The following is a 19,119-nucleotide window of genomic DNA, read 5'->3' as shown; positions in this document are numbered from 1 at the left end:
TCGTCGTCCCCCAAAAACTACTATTTCTCCCTGTGCCGCGGCGCGGGGCGGGGGGGGCGCCCCCCCCCCGGGGGGGGGGGGGGGCCGGGGGGCGGCCCCCCCCCCCCCGCGGGGGGGGCCCCCCCCACGGCCCGGGATCCGTACGGATCAGGCGCTGAGCGCGGCGCGCGCGAGGCGAGCCGTCTCGGACGGGGTCTTGCCGACCTTCACGCCCGCGGCCTCGAGGGCCTCCTTCTTCGCCTGCGCGGTGCCGGACGAACCGGACACGATCGCACCGGCGTGGCCCATCGTCTTGCCCTCGGGCGCGGTGAAACCGGCCACGTAGCCGACGACCGGCTTGGTGACGTTGGCCTTGATGAAGTCCGCGGCCCGCTCCTCCGCGTCGCCACCGATCTCGCCGATCATGACGATGAGGTCGGTGTCGGGGTCGGCCTCGAACGCGGCGAGCGCGTCGATGTGCGTGGTGCCGATGACCGGGTCGCCACCGATGCCGACGGCCGAGGAGAAGCCGATGTCACGGAGCTCGTACATCATCTGGTAGGTCAGCGTGCCGGACTTGGACACGAGACCGATCTTGCCGGGCTTGGTGATGTCGCCCGGGATGATGCCGGCGTTGGACTGGCCCGGGGTGATCAGACCGGGGCAGTTCGGGCCGATGATCCGGGTCTTGTTGCCCTTGGCCTTCGCGTACGCCCAGAAGGCGGCGGAGTCGTGGACCGCGATGCCCTCGGTGATCACGACGGCCAGCGGGATCTCGGCGTCGATCGCCTCGACGACGGCGGCCTTCGCGAACGCCGGCGGCACGAAGAGCACCGACACGTCGGCACCGGTCTTCTCCATCGCCTCGGCGACGGAGCCGAAGACGGGCACCTCGGTGCCGTCGAAGTCGACGCTCGTGCCGGCCTTGCGCGGGTTGACGCCACCGACGATGTTGGTGCCGTCGGCAAGCATGAGCTTGGTGTGCTTCATGCCCGTGGCGCCGGTCATCCCCTGGACGATGACCTTGCTGTCCTTGGTGAGGAAGATAGCCATGGTTGTGGAGTCCTCGTCCTTTACTTAGCCGCAGCCAGCTCGGCGGCCTTGTCGGCCGCGCCGTCCATGGTGTCCACGCGCTGCACGAGCGGGTGGTTGGCGTCGGAAAGGATCTTGCGACCCAGCTCCGCGTTGTTGCCGTCGAGGCGCACGACCAGCGGCTTGGTGACGGCCTCGCCCTTGGCCTTGAGCAGCTCCAGAGCCTGGACGATGCCCTTGGCGACCTCGTCGCACGCGGTGATGCCACCGAAGACGTTGACGAAGACGGACTTGACGTCCGGGTCGCCGAGGATGATCTCGAGACCGTTCGCCATCACCTCGGCGGAGGCGCCGCCACCGATGTCGAGGAAGTTGGCGGGCTTGACGTTGTCGTGCTTCTCACCGGCGTACGCGACGACGTCCAGGGTGCTCATGACGAGACCCGCGCCGTTGCCGATGATGCCGACCTGACCGTCGAGCTTGACGTAGTTCAGGCCCTTGGCCTTGGCGGCCGCCTCGAGGGGGTTGGCCGCGGCCTTGTCCTCGAGCGCCTCGTGCTCCGGCTGGCGGAAGTCGGCGTTCTCGTCGAGCGAGACCTTGCCGTCGAGCGCCAGGATGTCGCCGTTGGCGACCTTGGCGAGCGGGTTGACCTCGACGAGGAGCGCGTCCTCGGCGACGAAGGTCTTCCACAGGGTCACCATGACCTCGGCGACCTTCTCGGCCACCTCGGCCGGGAACTTCGCCTGGGCGACGATCTCGCGGGCCTTCTCGATGGTGACACCGGTGTTGGAGTCGACCGGGACCTTCGCGAGGGCCTCGGGGGTCTTCTCCGCGACCTCCTCGATGTCCATGCCGCCCTGCACCGAGGCCATGGCCAGGAAGGTGCGGTTGGTGCGGTCGAGGAGGTACGAGACGTAGTACTCCTCGAGGATCTCGGGAGCGGTCTCGGCGATCATCACCTTGTGGACCGTGTGGCCCTTGATGTCCATGCCGAGGATGTCCGTCGCGCGAGCGACGGCCTCGTCCGGGGTGGCAGCCAGCTTCACGCCGCCGGCCTTACCGCGGCCGCCGACCTTCACCTGCGCCTTGACGACCGAACGGCCGCCCAGCTTCTCGGTGGCCTCGCGCGCCGCCTCAGGCGTGTCGATGACTTCACCGGCCAGCACCGGTACACCGTGCTTGGCGAAGAGGTCCCTCGCCTGGTACTCGAACAGGTCCACGCGCGTCAGTCCCTTTTCCATGGATATCGCGGTTCGTTGTCTGCGCGGGCGTGCCGCAGGCAGCGTGAGGACGCGATCTTTGACGAGGGCGGCACACGTTCACCGTTGACGCGGCATGTCCGTCCCGCAGGTTATCCCCGAGGGGCGGAGGTCCCTAAATCGCAGGTCACACTCAGGCCGTGATTACGCTCACAGATCGCGACAGCGCCCGTACTCATATGGGTATACAGGGGTCCGCCCGGCGGGGCCGTGTTCCACCCGCCGACCCCGCGCGTCGCCGTCAGCTCGCCGCCCCCGATCCCCCGTGCGGGGCAAAGGATTCGGGCACGGGCAGCGGCCGCTTCTCGATCGCCGCCGCCATGACATCCGGGAAGAGATCGGGCGTACAGGCGAACGCGGGCGCCCCGAGGGCGGCCAGCGCCGCCGCGTGATCACGGTCATAGGCGGGGGCGCCCTCGTCGGACAGCGCGAGCAGCGTGACGAACCGGACCCCCGACGCCTTCATGGCCGCGACCCGCTTGAGCATCTCGTTCCGGATGCCACCCTCGTAGAGATCACTGATGAGGACGACGACGGTCTCGGCCGGCCGGGTGATCCGCGACTGGCAGTAGGCGAGCGCGCGGTTGATGTCCGTGCCCCCGCCGAGCTGGGTGCCGAACAGCACGTCCACGGGATCGGACAGCTGGTCGGTGAGGTCCACGACGGCAGTGTCGAAGACGACCAGACGGGTGTCGAGGGAGCGCATCGAGGCGAGGACGGCGCCGAAGACCGAGGCGTAGACGACGGAGGCCGCCATCGACCCGGACTGGTCGATGCAGAGGACCACCTCCTTCTTCACCGACTGCGCCGCCCGGCCGTAGCCGATGAGGCGCTCCGGCACGACGGTGCGGTACTCGGGCAGATAGTTCTTGAGGTTGGCCCGGATGGTGCGGTCCCAGTCGATGTCCCGGTGGCGGGGGCGGCTGACGCGCGCGGAGCGGTCGAGGGCACCGGCGAGCGTGGCCCGGGTGCGTGTCGTGAGGCGCTTCTCCAGGTCCTCGACGACCTTGCGGACGACGGCACGCGCCGTTTCCTTCGTGGTCTCGGGCATCACCTTGTTGAGGGACAGGAGCGTCCCCACCAGGTGTACGTCCGCCTCGACGGCTTCGAGCATCTCCGGCTCCAGCAGCATGGCGGACAGACCGAGCCGGTCGATGGCGTCCCGCTGCATCACCTGGACGACGGACGTCGGGAAATACGTGCGGATGTCCCCCAGCCAGCGTGCGATCTGCGGTGCCGACCCACCAAGGCCCGCCGCACGCCGGCCACCCCCGGGGCCCGCACCCGCGCCCTGGCCGGAGCCGGGGGCCGAGCCGTAGAGCGCCTCCAAGGTGCGGTCCATGGCGGCGTCGGTGCCCCCGAGCGCGCACCCGGTGCCGTCGCCACCGCCCTCCCCGCCGAGCACGAGCCGCCACCGCCGCAACCGCTCGGCGGCGGGATCCGTACCCCGGCTCGCGCCGGCCGCGTCGCGCGCGTGGCGCGCGCCGGGTGCCCCGTCCGCCCCGTTCGCTGTCGTCACCGTCGTCATCGCCCAGCTCCCCCTGCCCGCGCCATGGCGGGCGTCAACGCGTCGGTGTCCCTGTCCGGCCCCACGCCCGTGTCCGTACCTGTGCCGCCGTCCGTTTCCCCGCCCGTGTCCCCGCCCGTGTCCAGCCCCAGCAGCAGACGCATCGTCGGCAGCACGGCCGCCGCCCGCTCGGGGTCGAGGTCCGGGCCGAAGCCGGGAGCGCCGCCCACTCCCCGGGCCGCCGTACCGCCGTCCGCGCCGCCCCTGCGGACGAGCTCGCCCAGGGTGCGGCGCACACTCGCGTCGTACGCGGAGAAGGTGCGGCGCAGCAGGGGCAGTACGTCCGTGAACGCCTCGGCCGGCACACCGACGAGCCAGTCGTCGACGAGGGCGAGCAGGCGCTCGTCGTGGATCAGCAGCATGCCGCCGGAACCGCCGCTGCCGACGAAACCCTCGATCCAGGCCGCCGCCTCCGCCGGTTCGGTGCCGACCGAGAGGGCGAGGCCCATCAGCCTGGCCGCCCGGTCCTCGGCGAGCCGCCCGTCGTCCAGCAGGAGCCGCGCGGCCCGCCCCCGGATCCCCCCGGGCAGCCCCTCCCGCTCGGCGAGCACGCCGAGCACACCGGCCCAGCGCCCCCGTAGGCCGGACGAGCCGGGCCCGGCGGGACCCTTCGAGGGGGTGGGGGCAGCCGGGGCCGCTTCCGCCAGGAGGGCCACGGCTTGGTGCACGGCGTCCAGATGCCCCCGCATCTCCGCCGCCGCGTCCGTGTCGAGCCCGGCGCAGGCCGCCGGGAGGCCGACGAAGACACGCTCCGCGAGGCCGGTGGCCACGTCGCCGAGGGCGGCGGTGCCGGTGCGGCGGACGTCGCCGTAGCGCACGGAGCGGACCAGCGCGGGCAGGGCCTGCGCCAGGTGCGCGACATCGGCGTCGAGGGCGGCGCGGTCGGCGAGGACGCGCATCACGACGGGAAGGGCCTCCGGGAGGTCGGCCAGCAGACACCGCTCGGCGAGGGCGGTGACCTCGGCGAGAGCGGCGGACCCGACGGCCTCGGACTCGGCCTTGGCGGTGGCCGCGCCGACCACGGTCGTGCCCCACACCCCCGCCTCGGCGACCCGTACGGCCAGCTCGGGCTCCCAGCGGAGCCGCCAAGTCTCGCGGAAGGTGCCCAACCCGCCGCGTGAACACACCGGTTCGCCCCAGTCGACGCCGAGCAGCCGCAGCCGGTGCAGCAGCCGGCTGCGCGCGGCGTCGGTGTCCTTGCGCAGGTCGAGCTCCCAGTCCCGCTCCCGGCCCTCGGGTTTGAGGCGCAGTGTGCGCTGAAGGCGCGACAGGTCGCGCTGGAGGGGGGTGGCCGGCGCCGCTTCGGGCACCTCGCCGAGCACGTCGCCGACGACGAGCCGGTCCCGTACGAGCGCGAGCGGCACGTCGGAGCCGTCGCACATCACCGCCCGGACCGCGTCGGTGGTCTCGGTGAGCCCGGCCAGGGGGCGGCCCCGCACGGCGGCGAGGGCGTCGGCGAGCCGGACCGCCTCGATGACGTGGGCCGAGGAGACGGGGTGGTCCTCCTCGCGCAGCAGTCGGGCGACGGTGGTCATCCACCGCTCGACGGGGCGGTCCGGAGCGTGGAAGAGATGGCCGTACCAACCGGGTGAGGCGATGCCCGCCCCGTAGCCGCTGTGGCGGGAGAGCCGACGGTTGGTCCAGGGCACCCAGCTGAGCTGGGGCTTGACCTTCGGCAGCCCCTTGAGAGCCTGCCGGTCGACAGCGACGGTCCGCTTCTCGGTGAGAGCCGGCACGTGCCAGGCCCCGCAGACGACGGCGAGCCCGTCCCCGAACTCGCGTCGGGCCTCGCGCAGCTTGAGCCGCATGTGCGCTTCGCGCGCGGCGTCGCTGCCGCCGTCGCACCCGCCTTCGCAGCCGCTCTCGCTCTCGCTCTCGCCGAAGGTGGCGCGCAGCTCGCCCATGGCCTCGGCGATGGCCTCGAAGGGCGCGAGCGCGTCGCCACCCGGCCGGCCACCGGCGCGGCGGTGCTCGACGGCGTCCTCCCACCACAGCTCCGCGTCGTCGTACCCGGCGGCTGCCGCGAGCGCGGCCAGAGGATCGAGGCGGGGCGCCGCGCAGGGGCCGGCGGACCGGTCCGGGGAGCCCGGGGCGTCGCCGGCGGGCACCGGCGAAGGCCGGCCCCGGCCCCCGTGGTTCAACGCGAGCGAATGCGCGGCGGGCAGGTCGATGAAGCGGACCGGCACGTCATGGGCCAGGGCCCACCGGATGGCCACCCATTCCGGGGAGAACTCGGCGAACGGCCAGAACGCGGCCCGTCCGGGGTCGTCCGTGGCGTGGGCGAGCAGCGCGACGGGCGGGCGCATCCCGGGATCGGCCGCGAGGTGCACGATCGCGTCCGCCTCGGGCGGTCCCTCGATGAGCACGGCGCTCGGCGCGCACTGATCGAGGGCCGCCGTCACCGCCCGCGCGGAGCCCGGACCGTGATGGCGCACGCCCAGCAGCACCGGGGTGGGCCCGCTCATACGGAGACCTCGCGGCACGCGCGGTAGAAGTCCTTCCAGCCGTCCCGCTCGCGGACGACCGCCTCCAGATACTCCTGCCAGACGAGCCGGTCCGCCGCCGGGTCACGGACGACCGCGCCGAGGATCCCGGCCGCCACGTCGCCCGCGCGCAGCACGCCGTCGCCGAAGTGCGCGGCGAGGGCCAGACCACCCGTGACGACGGAGATCGCCTCGGCGGTGGAGAGCGTGCCCGAGGGCGACTTGAGCTTCGTACGGCCGTCGGCGGTGACCCCGTCGCGCAGCTCGCGGAAGACGGTGACGACGCGCCGGATCTCGTCGAGGCCCTCGGGGCCCGCGGGCAGGTCGAGCGACCGGCCGATCTGGTCGACGCGGCGGGCGACGATGTCGACCTCGGCATCGGCGGTGGCGGGCAGGGGCAGGACGACGGTGTTGAAGCGGCGGCGCAGCGCGCTGGAGAGCTCGTTGACCCCGCGGTCCCGGTCGTTGGCCGTGGCGATCAGATTGAATCCCCGCACGGCCTGCACCTCCTGGCCCAGCTCGGGGATCGGCAGGGTCTTCTCGGACAGGATGGTGATGAGCGTGTCCTGCACGTCGGCCGGGACCCGGGTCAGCTCCTCGACGCGCGCCGTCCTGCCCTCGGCCATGGCGCGCATGACGGGGCTGGGCACGAGCGCCTCCCGGCTGGGGCCGTGGGCGAGGAGCCGGGCGTAGTTCCACCCGTAGCGGATCGCCTCCTCCGGCGTGCCGGCCGTGCCTTGCACGAGGAGGGTGGAGTCGCCGCTGACGGCGGCGGCCAGGTGCTCGGACACCCAGGTCTTGGCGGTGCCGGGCACGCCGAGGAGGAGCAGCGCCCGGTCGGTGGCGAGCGTGGTGACGGCGACCTCGACGATGCGGCGCGGGCCGACGTACTTCGGTGTGATGACGGTGCCGTCGGACAGCGTGCCGCCGAGCAGATACGTGGCGACGGCCCACGGCGACATCCGCCAACGCTCGGGCCTGGGCCGGTCGTCGGCCGCCGCGAGGGCCCTCAGCTCCTCGGCGAAGGCGTCCTCCGCGTGCGGCCGCAGGGCTTCGGTCTCAATTCCGGGCACGGTCACAAGTCCCCCTCGTCGTGCGCTTCCGGGATACGTGAACCACCTTGCACCCACCCACTGACAATCGGCCTCGGCAGCATGAAACCGCTGGTCAGGGCAATTGTCAGTGGGTGGGCCTAGCGTCGTCGACATGAATCCGCAGGGGGAACGCTGGACGGCGGAACAGGTGCTCGCGCTGGCTCCTGACGTCGCATCACGCAAGGCGGGCGCCGAGCTCGGGGTGCCCGGCCCGTGGTCGGCCGCGGGGGCGCGTACGGAGGGGGGCGCGGGCGCGGTCTGGGGGGAGTGCGCGGGCAGTGGGAGCAAGCCGTACCGGACGGTCGTGGACCTGTCCGGACCCGGCGGGGGGCCCGGCTTCCACTGCTCGTGCCCGAGCCGCAAGTTCCCGTGCAAGCACGCTCTGGGCCTGCTGTTGCTGTGGACGGAGGGCGAGGACGCCGTCCGCGCCTCGGACGCCGCGCCGCCCGGCTGGGCCGGGGAGTGGCTGGAGCGGCGGCAGCGCGCGGAGCGCGCCACCGAACCACAGCCCGCGGCCGCCGGCCCGACGGCCGCGGACACCGAGGCGGCACGCCGTCGCTCGGAGCGCCGCGCGCAGCGGATCGCCGCCGGGGCCACGGAGTTGGAGCAGCGGCTCACCGACCTGCTGCGGGGCGGCCTCGCCGCCGCGGAAGGGGACGCGTACGGGCCGTGGGAGGAGACGGCGGCCCGCATGGTCGACGCGCAGGCACCGGGACTGGCCGCGCGGGTGCGGGAGTTGGCGTCCGTGACCGGGTCCGGTGCGGAGCGGGCGGCGCGGCTGCTGGAGGAGTGCGCCTTGCTGCACACCCTCAATCAGGGCTATCTGCATCTCGACCGGCTGCCCGAGGCGCTGGCCGCGACGGTGCGCACCCGGGTCGGCATCACCTCGGACGCGGCGACCCTGCTGGCCTCCGCCGCCCCGGTCCGCGATCTCTGGCTCGTCCTCGCGCAACAGGACAGCGACGACGGCCGGTTGATCACCAGGAAGATCTGGCTCCACGGCCGGAACACGGGCCGGACGGCCCTGCTCCTCTCCCACGGAGCGGGCGGGCGGGCACCCGAGCTGTCACTGCCCACCGGGCTCGCTCTGGACGCGGACCTCGCGTACTACCCGGCCGCGCGGCCCTTGCGCGCCGCGCTGGGGGCCCGCCACGCGGCGCCCGCACCCAGCCCCGCACCACCGGCGGGCGGTGACGTCGCGGCGGCCCTCCGCGCCTACGGCGAGGCCCTGCGGGACGACCCGTGGCTGGAGTCCTGGCCCGCGGTCGTCTCGGCCGTGACCCCGGTCCCGGACCCGGAGCACGGCTGGCAGTTGGCCGACGCGTACAGCGGATCGGCACTCCCCGTCGACCCCCGGTGCGGCGACCGTACGGGCCTGTGGCGGCTCGCGGCGATATCCGGCGGCTCCCCGGTGACGGTCTTCGGCGAATGCGGCCACCGGGGCTTCACTCCCCTGACCACGTGGGCACCGGAGCCGGTCGCGCTCTGACGACGCCCTCACCCGACCGGACCGCCCGGCGGTCGGCGACATTCCACAGGAAGGGCAAGCTCATGATCAGCACCTGGGACGATCTCGTCACCGCGGCCCTGCTCGGCACCGGGCGCCGCACTCCGCCCACCCGGCCGCGCCCCGGGCAGGACGCCGCCGCGGCGCTGCTGGACGCCGCCGCGCTGCGTACCGTGCAGCGGCGCGCCGGGCTGTTGCCGGTCGCCGCCAGGGACCTGCCGGATGCCGCGCCCGAGGACCCGCGGCCGTCGCTGCCGCCCGCCGCCCGGCGGCGACTGGAGCTGCTGCTCGCCGACCGGACCGGCTCCGGCGGCGGTGCCGGACGGCGGGGCTCCGCGCCCGACCTCGTCGAGCTGCTGCCCCAGTGGCTGGCCGCCGCCAACAGCCACGGCTACCGGGCACCCGCCGCGCTGCTGCCCGCCCTGCTCGACGCGGCCCGGGCCCGCACGGATCTGCGACCGCAGGCGCTCGCCCTCGCCGGGCCCCGCGCCCTGTGGCTGGCCCGGCTCAACCCGCAGTGGAAGTACGCGCTGCGCGGCGGCGGCCCGGCGCCCGCAGCCGGCACGCACCCCTCCGACACGGAGGCCGCGCAACGGGTGTGGCAGGAAGGGCTGTTCTCCGAGCGGGTCGCCCTCCTCTCGTCCGTACGGCGCCGCGATCCGGCCGGTGCGCGGGAGCTGCTCGCCACGACGTGGCCGACGGAGCGGGCCGAGGACCGGCTGATGTTCCTGGACTCCCTGCGCGAGGAACTGTCCCCCGCCGACGAGCCGTTCCTCGAACAGGCCCTGTCCGACCGCAGCCGCAATGTGCGGGCCACCGCGGCCGAGCTGCTGTCCACCCTCCCCGGCTCCGCGCTCGCGGCCCGGATGGCCGAGCGGGCCCGCTCGTGCGTCGGCCTGGACCGCACGGGCGACGGCGTGCCGCGCATCGCCGTCGAGGCCCCGCACGAATGCGACGGCGGCATGCAACGGGACGGCATCGTCGCCAAGCCGCCGTCGGGGCGGGGCGAGCGGTCGTGGTGGCTGGGGCAGCTGGTGGAGGCGACACCGCTGGACACCTGGTGCGAGCGGTTCGGGGTCACGAGCGCGGCCGAGGCCGTGGCGCTGCCCGTCGCCGACGGCTGGCAGCCGGACCTGCACGCCGCGTGGTGCCGGGCGGCGGTCCGGCAGCGGGACGCGGCATGGTCGCGGGCACTGCTCGGCCCGGCGACGTCACCACCCGCCCCCGAGGGCTCCTCGTGGCGGGACCCCGCGAAGCTGCTCTCAGCGCTGCCGGCTGCCGAACGGGCGGAGTGGGTGGCGCAGTTCATCGCCACCCACGGGCTGTCGGAGGCGTTCCGGCTGCTCGCGGTCTGCGCGGTGCCGTGGGCGGAGCCCCTGGGGAGGGCGGTCGTCGACGCCCTCGACATCGCCCGGGACGCGGGCAGCTACCCGTGGAGCTTCAGCGGGGTGATGGGCCTGGCCGAGCGCTGCCTCGACCCGGCCGAAGCGGATCGCCTGGAGGTCCTCACCGCCCTCCCCGACGAGCCCCAGGACGGCACGGGCGCCCCCGGCGCCGTCGGCTACTGGGCCGAGGCCTTCCAGCGCCTCGTCGGCACGCTGCGGCTACGCGCCACGATGCGAGCGGAGCTCGCGGGGTAAGGGCTTGTGCGGCCCCTCCGGGGCGGGGCTCCCGATCGGCTCGGGGACGCGTCCACCGCCGGGCTGGGCAGGCACCCTCCCCTGACGACCGTCCGCTGTTCCGCTGAAGATCCGCCGACGCACCGTCGGCAGACTGCGCGCCACCATGCGCGCGGAGCTCGCGGGTCGGCGGGCCTGCGTGCCCCTCCCGGGGCGGATCCCCGATCGCCAACGCGTCTTCGGCCCACCACGGCTCACGCCACCATGCGCGCGGAGCTCGCGGGTCGGCGGGCCTGCGTGCCCAGCGCGCCCACCATGCCGGGCCGTGCTCCCGAGGGGCGGGGACTTCGGACGCCGGGCCGGGACAGCCGTCTCGACTTCCCCGACTACCGAACGGAGGCATCCCACACCACGACGCGGAAGGGATCGCGACGGATCGCCCGGAGCGCCCATCTCCCTCCAGGCAGCCCCGGATCGGCAGGACAGCCCCCGCCGTGCCGCGACGACTGCGCGCCGCGATGCGCGCCGGGGCTCAGCCGCGCCCGCACTGCTGCCGGGCAGCGCCCCGTACGGCGGGCGCGAAACCGCTCGCCCTCGCCGCACGGGACCAACCGCCCGTCAGGCGGAGCGGCGCGACAAACGCCCCCGCCAGGCCCGCTTCGGCACAGCGTCCAGCGATCCGGTGATCAGACCGGCTGACGGACATTGGCGTTGACCCACTCGACGATCGACGTCGTGGTCGCGCCGGGGGTGAAGATCTCGGCGACCCCCTGCTCCTTGAGCGGAGCGATGTCCGCCTCCGGGATGATGCCGCCGCCGAAGACCTTGATGTCCTCCGCCTCGCGCTCCCGCAGCAGCTCGATCACCTTCGCGAACAGCGTGTTGTGCGCGCCGGAGAGGATGGACAGACCGATCGCGTCGGCGTCCTCCTGGATCGCGGTGTCGACGATCTGCTCGGGCGTCTGGTGCAGCCCGGTGTAGATGACCTCCATGCCGGCGTCGCGCAGCGCACGCGCGATGACCTTGGCGCCGCGATCGTGGCCGTCGAGCCCCGGCTTGGCCACCACCACGCGGATCGGACCGGTCACTCCCATCACTGCCTCCATCTACGACTGCCGTCACCGGCCGAGGTCCCGGGCCCGGAGGCCGGGGAAGTGAACGAACGTTATCTCCAGCATCCCGCAACCCGCCGTTTCACGGAGGAGAGCGAGGGGGAAATCACACGTGGGACAACACGTTCGCTACGCACCGCGCCCGCGCCTCCGCGTCCGGTGGGCCGTCCGGCCGCCCAGATCGCCGAGAAGCCGGGCGCGGCGTTCGCGAAGGGAGCCGCGGTGCGGTCGCAGTGGCACCGCCCCGCCGGGCCGCACGGCGGGTGGTGCGACGAGCGGCGCAGCGGAGCCGCCACGAGTGCACACGGGGGACGGAGCCGCCTGCTGTGCGCAGTTCAGGAGGTCGGCCATGGGGGCCTTGCCCTTTTTCTTCCGTACTCTCGTTCGCCCTTCGGCGACGCTGGTGCGATCCACGGTGCTGGAGCTGTTGATCCTCGCCGGTCATCTGCTGCTCTATCCGACCGGCCTGACGCAGGAGCGCCGCCCGCCTCCCCCGCCCGTACCGCCCGCGCCCCCGCCCCCCGGCCCCGCCTCCGCGGCGGTCGCCGCTTCGAGCGTCACCGTCCAGCCCCCCGCGCCGCCCCCACCGGCACCCGCAGCCGCCGAGCCGCACCCGCCGGTGCTCCTCCTCCACGGCTTCATCGACAACCGCTCGGTCTTCGTCCTGCTGCGCCGTTCGCTGCGGCGGCACGGCTGGTCCCAGGTCTCCTCCCTCAACTACTCGCCGCTGACCGGCGACCTCCGCACGGCGGCCGCGGTGCTCGGGGGGCACATCGAGGAGATCTGCGGGCGCACGGACCACGAGCGGATCGACATCGTGGGGCACAGCCTCGGCGGCCTGATCGCCCGCTACTACGTCCAGCGGCTCGGCGGGGACACCCGGGTCCGCACCCTCGTCACCCTCGGCACTCCGCACCGCGGCACGACCGTGGCGCCCCTGATGTCCGCACACCCGCTCGTACGGCAGATGCGTCCCGATTCGGATGTCATCGCGGAGTTGTCCCGGCCCGCTCCTGATTGCCGTACGCATTTCATCGCCTTCTGGAGCGACCTGGATCAAATCATGGTCCCCGTGGAGACGGCTCGAATCGATCATCCGGACCTGTCGGCGCGCAATGTCCGGGTGAGCGGTGTCGGGCACCTCGCGCTGCCGGTCCACTGGGCGATCGCGGCCGGCATCCGGCAGGCGCTGGCCGCCGAGGAAGCGGTGGCCGATGCGACGGGAACGTCCTCGGTCGCCTGACCCGGGTCCACCCGGCCGACCGGCTGTTTCCTCGCACAATCAGCCATCGTTTCGAACATATATCGAACGTCAAACCTATTACTCGGGGTTCAGTCCACCGAAAGGCGGCCAAATGCCCGGACCCCGAGGGGCCGAAACGTGACGAAGATTGTCGCCGTCCCGTACCGCCGGGTACAGTCGCCGCTAATTCACCTGCTGCCGAGGCGAAATGGAAGTGGTGGTGAACGACCGTCACCCGTCGGCGAGCCCAATCCCGACCGTTCCCACTCCCGATGCCTACGGGCATTACCCGGCGTATGAGCAGCAGGGCACCCAGCAGGGTTATGCCCCCTACGGCGGCTACGACACCGGGCAGTGGGACACCACAGGCCAATGGGACACCACCAGTCAGTGGGGGGCCACCGGCCAGACCCAGACCTGGGACTTCAGCGCCCACACCGGGCAGCAGACCGGGCAGTGGGACACCACCACGACCGGCCAGTGGGACGCGAACGCCTGGGGTGCGGGCAGCTCGTACGACACCTCGGGGCAGTGGGACACGGCCGGGCACGCCCAGGACCAGTTCCAGCCCCAGTCGGCGTTCCCGGGCCAGGAGCACCCCCAGACCCAGACGTGGGACACGTCCGGTCAGTTCCAGGGCTGGGACACCTCCGGCCAATGGGACATGAGCGGTCAGACGCAGACGTGGGACACCAGCGCGTACGCGACCCCTGACGCGACGCACGGGGCCGGCCTCGGCCACGAGACCCCGCACGAACAGCCGTCGCACGAGCCCCCGCACGACGCGACCGTCATGACCGACCTCGGTCTCGCGGACCTGGACGCGCCGGGCCCCGACACCGGCTTCGACAACGACCTCGACTCCGACACCACGGCGGGCACGGCACCCGGCGCGCGCGTCGCCGACGCCGAGACCCGGACCATGGAAGCGGTGACCGCACCGCCGCGGCGCGACGACCGGGCGAAGGACGCACCCGAGGAGACGCGGAGCGGCCAGGGCCGCAGCAGCCGCCGCAAGGGCGCGCCCACGAAGGCCGGTTACCGCCCGCGACGCAAGGCGCTGCTGACCGTCGCCGTGCCCTCGGTCGCCGTCATGGGCGTCGCCGGCATCGCCGCCGCCTCCGTCTCCACCGGCGGACAGAGCGACACCAAGCAGACCCAGGCGGCCACCGCCCCGGACCCCTCGGCCATCAAGCCCGCCGCGGCCAACAACAAGCTGGACACCCAGCTCGCGAGCCTCAGCAAGGGCGCCGACGACTTCGCCAGCCGCGCCAGCCGCACCCAGGAGCGCATCGACCTCAAGTCGCGCCAGGAGGAAGAGCGCAAGCGCAAGGCGGAGGAGGCGGCCCGCAAGGAGGCCGAGCGTCCGAAGTTCGCGCTGCCCGTCGCCCAGCACGGGCTCAGCGCCTACTACGGCCAGGCGGGCGTCAACTGGATGTCGACGCACACCGGCATCGACTTCCCCGTCGGCTACGGCACCCCCGTCATGGCCGCCACCGACGGCACCGTCCGCACGCAGTACAACGTGGCGTACGGGAACATGGCCATAGTGACCTCGCCCGAGGGCGTCGAGACCTGGTACTGCCACCTGAGCAGCACCAAGCTGCGGTCCGGCCCCGTCAAGGCCGGGGACGTCATCGCCTACTCCGGCAGCTCCGGCAACTCCACCGGACCGCACCTGCACTTCGAGGTACGCCCGGGCGGCTCCGCCGTCGACCCGCTGCCGTGGCTGCGCGGCCAGGGCCTCGACCCGAGGTAAACGCGACAACCCGTCCGGCGCAACCGACACGCCCGGCCGATCGACCGATTCCGGGGCCCGTACACACGTACGGGCCCCGTCGTCGCTTGCGCCTACGGACTACTAGAGCTTCTCGACCGGTGCGTAGCGCAGCAGGAGCCGCTTCGGCTTCTCCTCGCCGAAGTCGACCGTCGCCTCGGCGTTGTCACCGCTGCCCTTCACCCCGACGACCGTGCCGAGCCCGAACGAGTCGTGCGTGACCCGGTCCCCGATGGTGAGGGCCACCACCGGACGGTCCTTGGTGCGCCGCGTCGCGAAACCGCTCGGGCCCGCCTTGGCGCCGCCACCGCGCGAGGACGAGAAGCCGGACGTGAGACCGGAGACCGCGCCCATCGACGCCGACGGGGTCGCCGGGCCGGTGCGGCGCCACTGCACGTACTGCTCGGGGATCTCCTCCAGGAAGCGCGACGGCGGGTTGTACGCGGGCTGGCCCCACGCGCTGCGCATGCTCGCCCGGGTCAGATACAGCCGCTCGCGCGCCCGCGTGATGCCGACGTAGGCGAGCCGCCGCTCCTCCTCCAGCTCCTTGGTCTGGCCGAGGGCCCGCATGTGCGGGAAGACGCCGTCCTCCATGCCGGTGAGGAAGACGCAGGGGAACTCCAGGCCCTTCGCCGTGTGCAGCGTCATCAGCGTGATGACACCGGTGCCCTCGGTGTCCTCGTCGGGGATCTGGTCCGAGTCGGCGACCAGCGCGACCTTCTCCAGGAACTCCGCCAGCGTCCCGGGGCTCTCCGCGCCCTCGACGGACCGCTCCTGCTCGAACTCCAGGGCCACGGCGGCGAGCTCCTGGAGGTTCTCGATGCGGGTCTCGTCCTGCGGATCGGTGGACGCCTGGAGCTCGGCGAGATAGCCCGTGCGCTCCAGGACCGCCTCCAGCACGGTCGCGGGGCCGGCCCCGGACTCGACGATCGTGCGCAGCTCCTCCATCAGGACGTTGAAGCGCTTGACCGCGTTGGACGAGCGGGCGGCCATGCCGTACGCCTCGTCCACCCGCCGCAGCGCCTGCGCGAAGCTGATCTTCTCGCGCAGCGACAGCGCGTCGATCATGGCTTCGGCGCGGTCCCCGATGCCGCGCTTGGGCACATTGAGGATGCGGCGCAGCGGCACGGTGTCCTCGGGGTTGGCGAGCACCCGCAGATAGGCCAGCACGTCGCGGACCTCCTTGCGCTCGTAGAAGCGCACTCCGCCGACGACCTTGTAGGGCAGTCCGACGCGGATGAAGATCTCTTCGAAGACACGGGACTGGGCGTTGGTCCGGTAGAAGACGGCGACGTCCCCGGCCTTGGCGTCCCCGGCGTCGGTCAGCCGGTCGATCTCGTCGGCGACGAACTGCGCCTCGTCGTGCTCGGTATCGGCCACGTAGCCCGTGATGGTCGCGCCGGCCCCGGCCTCGGTCCACAGGTTCTTCGGGCGGCGGTTCTGGTTCCGCTCGATCACCGCGTTCGCCGCGGAGAGGATCGTCTGCGTGGAGCGGTAGTTCTGCTCCAGCAGGATCGTCGTGGCGTCCGCGTAGTCCTCCTCGAACTGGAGGATGTTGCGGATCGTGGCGCCGCGGAAGGCGTAGATCGACTGGTCGGCGTCGCCCACGACGCACAGCTCGGCGACGCCCTCCTCGGGGGCGTTCTCCGCGGTGCCCACCAGCTCGCGCACCAGGGTGTACTGCGCGTGGTTGGTGTCCTGGTACTCGTCGACCAGGACGTGCCGGAAGCGGCGGCGGTAGTGGTCGGCCACGTCCGGGAACGCCTGGAGGAGGTGGACGGTGGTCATGATGATGTCGTCGAAGTCGAGGGCGTTGGCCTCGCGGAGCCGCGACTGGTACATCGCGTACGCCTCGGCGAGCGTCTTCTCGAAACCGTCCGCCGCCTGCGCGGCGAAGTCCTCCTCGTCGATCAGCTCGTTCTTGAGGTTCGAGATCTTCGCGCTGAACGACTTCGGCGGGAACTTCTTCGGGTCGAGGTCCAGATCGCGGCAGACGAGCGCCATGAGGCGCTTCGAGTCGGCCGCGTCGTAGATCGAGAAGGAGGACGTGAAGCCCAGCTTCTTGCTCTCCCGGCGCAGGATCCGCACGCACGCGCTGTGGAAGGTCATGACCCACATGGCGTTGGCCCGGGGGCCCACGAGCTCCTCGACGCGCTCCTTCATCTCGCCCGCGGCCTTGTTGGTGAAGGTGATCGCGAGGATCTGCCCCGGGTGGACGTGGCGCGCGCCCAGCAGATGGGCGATGCGGTGCGTGAGCACCCGGGTCTTGCCGGATCCGGCACCCGCGACGATCAGCAGCGGCGAGCCGGTGTGCACCACGGCGGCACGCTGCTGGTCGTTCATCCCCTCCAGCAGGGCGACCGGGTCCACGACAGGCCGGGCCGCCCCGTCGCGGTAATACGCGTCGCGGGGTACGGGAGCGTCGAACGCGCCCCCGAAGAGGTCGTGCGGCACCGGCTCCGGGGCCGCTTCCTCCGGGGGCGGTGGGTGCTCCTCGCCCGAGGGGCCGAGATCCGCCAGGAAGCTGTCGTCAAAGAGGCTGCTCATCGCCTCCCGAGTCTAGGCCGCCCCACTGACAGCCGGTCCCGCTTCGGCCGAGCCGGGCGCCCCGGGGGCTGTGACCTACGTCTACGTCCGCGTCCCGGCGCCGCTCCCCCCGCCCGCTCCGGACGACCGCGATCGCTACGTCCAGAGCACGGCGACGAAGATGTTGGCCGTGGTCAGCGCGCCCACCGTGCCGAAAACGGCCGCCGGGACCTTCTCGTCGTCCCGCTTCACATAGACCAGGCCGAGGATCACGATCAGCAGGGCCAGCTTCACGCCGATCTTGACGGTGTTGACGGTGTTGCCGTCGGCCTGGTTGAGACCGACCAGCGCGACACCGGTGACCAGCATGGTCAGCGCGCCGTGCAGCATCGCCGGGACCATGCGGGCCTCGCCCTTGCCCATGGCCTTCATCTGGGTCATGAAGCCGCCGAGCAGGGCGGCGATGCCGATGATGTGCAGGCCGACGAAGGCGTGAATCAGTACGTCCATGGGGACCGACCCTAGCCGGGGCCATAGCACCCGACTGCAGCCAGGTAGGGCGCTATCGCCACATCGGTCACACGCCGACCGCTTCCCTCCGTACGGGCCCGAGCCACGCGGTCACCGGCGGTCACCGAATGGCTGATTCCGGGCATTACCGGTCAAGCCCGTATCCACGTGACCCCGCGGTTTAGCGTCCTCCTCCAGACGGCGGTGGTCCGCTCACTCTCCCCCCTCGCGCGGACCACCGTCGTCCGGAACACCGCACCGCAGGCACCGGAAAGGAGTGACGACCGACGTGGCGTCGCACCGCAAGCCCAAGCAGTACCCGCTCGCGGGGAACACCGCCCGGACGGCGGCCACCCTCGCCCTCGCGGGCGTCGCCACCGCAACCGTGCTCGACGGCACCGGCAACGCCACCCCGCCTCCCACCAAGGACCAGGTCAAGGCGCGGGTCGGCCAGTACTACCGGGAGGCCGAGGTGGCCACCGAGCGGTACAACGGCGTGCGGGAGAAGGCCGACCGGGCCCGGTCGGTGCTGGACGGGCTGCAGGACGAGGCGGCCCGCAGGACCGAGCGGCTCAACGCGGCCCGCAACGCCCTGGGGTCCTTCGCGACCGCCCAGTACCGCGAAGGCGGCCTCCCGCCCGCCGTGCGGCTCCTGCTGTCCTCCTCGCCGGAGCGGTATCTGGAACGGGCGTCGCTGGCCGACCGCGCGGGCAGCCTGCAGACCGTCGCCCTCACCCGGGTGCGGAGCGAGCTGCGGGGCGTGGAGCAGGTGCGCACCACCGCGGCGGCCCGGCTCGCCGAGCTCAAGGACGAACAGGCCGCGCTGGCCCGGCACAAGCGCACCGTCGAGGCGAAGCTCGACGGTGCCAGACGGCTCCTGGACCGGCTCACGGCCGAGGAACGCGCGGAGTTCCACAACGGCGGCGCCGAAGCGGCAGGTGCCGCGGCGGGCGGATCCGGGCGGGCCGCCACCGCGAGCACGGCACCCCTGGGGGGACGGGTGGGCCGGTCGGCACCCCGCGGCGGCGCGCAGGCCCCGACGGAGCGCGCCGCGCGGGCCGTGGCCTTCGCGTACTCCGCGCTCGGCAAACCGTACGTGTGGGGGGCGACCGGCCCGTCCGGATTCGACTGCTCGGGGCTGACGCAGGCCGCCTGGCGGTCGGCGGGGGTGTCGCTGCCGCGCACGACCTATACGCAGATCAACGCCGGCCGGCGGATCGGGAGGTCCCAGCTGGCCCCTGGCGACCTGGTCTTCTTCTACTCGGGCGTCAGCCACGTCGGCCTGTACGTCGGCGGCGGGAAGATGATCCACGCCCCGCATCCCGGGGCCCCGGTGCGGGTCGCTCCCGTCGACCAGATGCCGTTCGCGGGGGCGGCCAGGCCCGCCTGATCCACCGCCGCCCCGGCCGGG

The 19,119-nt window shown here is 73.0% G+C and carries 13 protein-coding genes; 5 read left to right on the top strand and 8 right to left on the bottom strand.

Features of this window, described 5'->3' with window-relative positions; genetic code table 11:
* Positions 1–147 precede the first annotated feature (147 nt).
* The 5 genes from sucD to FHS38_RS23940 all read right to left on the bottom strand — a co-directional run bounded on the left by sucD (position 148) and on the right by FHS38_RS23940 (position 7,399).
* Positions 148–1,032, bottom strand: a complete 885-nt coding sequence (sucD, locus tag FHS38_RS23960) for a succinate--CoA ligase subunit alpha (protein ID WP_184736620.1) — start codon at positions 1,030–1,032, stop codon at positions 148–150.
* Between the two features lie 20 nt (positions 1,033–1,052).
* Positions 1,053–2,231, bottom strand: coding sequence for an ADP-forming succinate--CoA ligase subunit beta (gene sucC / locus FHS38_RS23955; protein ID WP_130880256.1), 1,179 nt, complete (start codon positions 2,229–2,231; stop codon positions 1,053–1,055).
* 280 nt (positions 2,232–2,511) lie between these two features.
* Positions 2,512–3,798 carry a VWA domain-containing protein gene (locus FHS38_RS23950; protein WP_229822181.1) on the bottom strand — a complete coding sequence of 429 codons (1,287 nt, stop codon included), beginning with the start codon at positions 3,796–3,798 and terminating at the stop codon, positions 2,512–2,514.
* Positions 3,795–6,302: a DUF5682 family protein gene (locus FHS38_RS23945; protein WP_221495278.1), complete on the bottom strand. Its 2,508-nt coding sequence runs from the start codon at positions 6,300–6,302 to the stop codon at positions 3,795–3,797. Before FHS38_RS23945 ends, FHS38_RS23950 begins: the two co-directional genes overlap by 4 nt.
* Positions 6,299–7,399: an ATP-binding protein gene (locus tag FHS38_RS23940; RefSeq protein ID WP_184736618.1), complete on the bottom strand. Its 1,101-nt coding sequence runs from the start codon at positions 7,397–7,399 to the stop codon at positions 6,299–6,301. Before FHS38_RS23940 ends, FHS38_RS23945 begins: the two co-directional genes overlap by 4 nt.
* A 127-nt stretch (positions 7,400–7,526) precedes the next feature.
* Here FHS38_RS23940 and FHS38_RS23935 point away from each other — a divergent pair, with 127 nt between their 5' ends.
* Positions 7,527–8,903 (top strand): SWIM zinc finger family protein, encoded by a 1,377-nt coding sequence (locus FHS38_RS23935; protein ID WP_184736617.1) that lies wholly within the window; start codon positions 7,527–7,529, stop codon positions 8,901–8,903.
* Between the two features lie 62 nt (positions 8,904–8,965).
* Positions 8,966–10,561, top strand: a complete 1,596-nt coding sequence (locus tag FHS38_RS23930) for a DUF5691 domain-containing protein (RefSeq protein ID WP_184736615.1) — start codon at positions 8,966–8,968, stop codon at positions 10,559–10,561.
* A 665-nt stretch (positions 10,562–11,226) separates the two neighbouring features.
* On the opposite strand, the gene icmB is transcribed toward FHS38_RS23930, so the two are convergent.
* Positions 11,227–11,634 (bottom strand): coenzyme B12-dependent isobutyryl CoA mutase small subunit, encoded by a 408-nt coding sequence (icmB, locus tag FHS38_RS23925; RefSeq protein WP_184736613.1) that lies wholly within the window; start codon positions 11,632–11,634, stop codon positions 11,227–11,229.
* Positions 11,635–12,001: 367 nt separating this feature from the next.
* Here icmB and FHS38_RS23920 point away from each other — a divergent pair, with 367 nt between their 5' ends.
* The gene (locus FHS38_RS23920) at positions 12,002–12,895 is read left to right on the top strand and encodes a lipase family alpha/beta hydrolase (RefSeq protein ID WP_184736611.1); all 894 of its coding nucleotides are present in this window, start codon (positions 12,002–12,004) and stop codon (positions 12,893–12,895) included.
* A 220-nt stretch (positions 12,896–13,115) separates the two neighbouring features.
* The gene (locus FHS38_RS23915) at positions 13,116–14,654 is read left to right on the top strand and encodes a peptidoglycan DD-metalloendopeptidase family protein (protein WP_308433514.1); all 1,539 of its coding nucleotides are present in this window, start codon (positions 13,116–13,118) and stop codon (positions 14,652–14,654) included.
* A gap of 102 nt (positions 14,655–14,756) precedes the next feature.
* Here FHS38_RS23915 and pcrA read toward each other — a convergent pair whose 3' ends face one another.
* Complete coding sequence (gene pcrA / locus FHS38_RS23910) at positions 14,757–17,219, bottom strand: DNA helicase PcrA (RefSeq protein ID WP_184736607.1); 2,463 nt, start codon at positions 17,217–17,219, stop codon at positions 14,757–14,759.
* Positions 17,220–17,354: 135 nt separating this feature from the next.
* Positions 17,355–17,708, bottom strand: a complete 354-nt coding sequence (locus FHS38_RS23905; protein WP_184736605.1) for a hypothetical protein — start codon at positions 17,706–17,708, stop codon at positions 17,355–17,357.
* Positions 17,709–17,997: 289 nt separating this feature from the next.
* On the opposite strand from FHS38_RS23905, the gene FHS38_RS23900 reads away from it, so the two are divergent.
* On the top strand, positions 17,998–19,098 hold the full coding sequence (locus FHS38_RS23900) for a C40 family peptidase (protein ID WP_184736604.1): 1,101 nt from the start codon (positions 17,998–18,000) through the stop codon (positions 19,096–19,098).
* Positions 19,099–19,119: the final 21 nt, after the last annotated feature.

Origin of the sequence: Streptomyces netropsis, from assembly GCF_014203545.1 — a bacterium.
In the GTDB taxonomy this organism is placed as follows: Bacteria; Actinomycetota; Actinomycetes; order Streptomycetales; family Streptomycetaceae; genus Streptomyces; species Streptomyces netropsis.
This window is presented reverse-complemented; position numbering and strand designations above follow the sequence as displayed.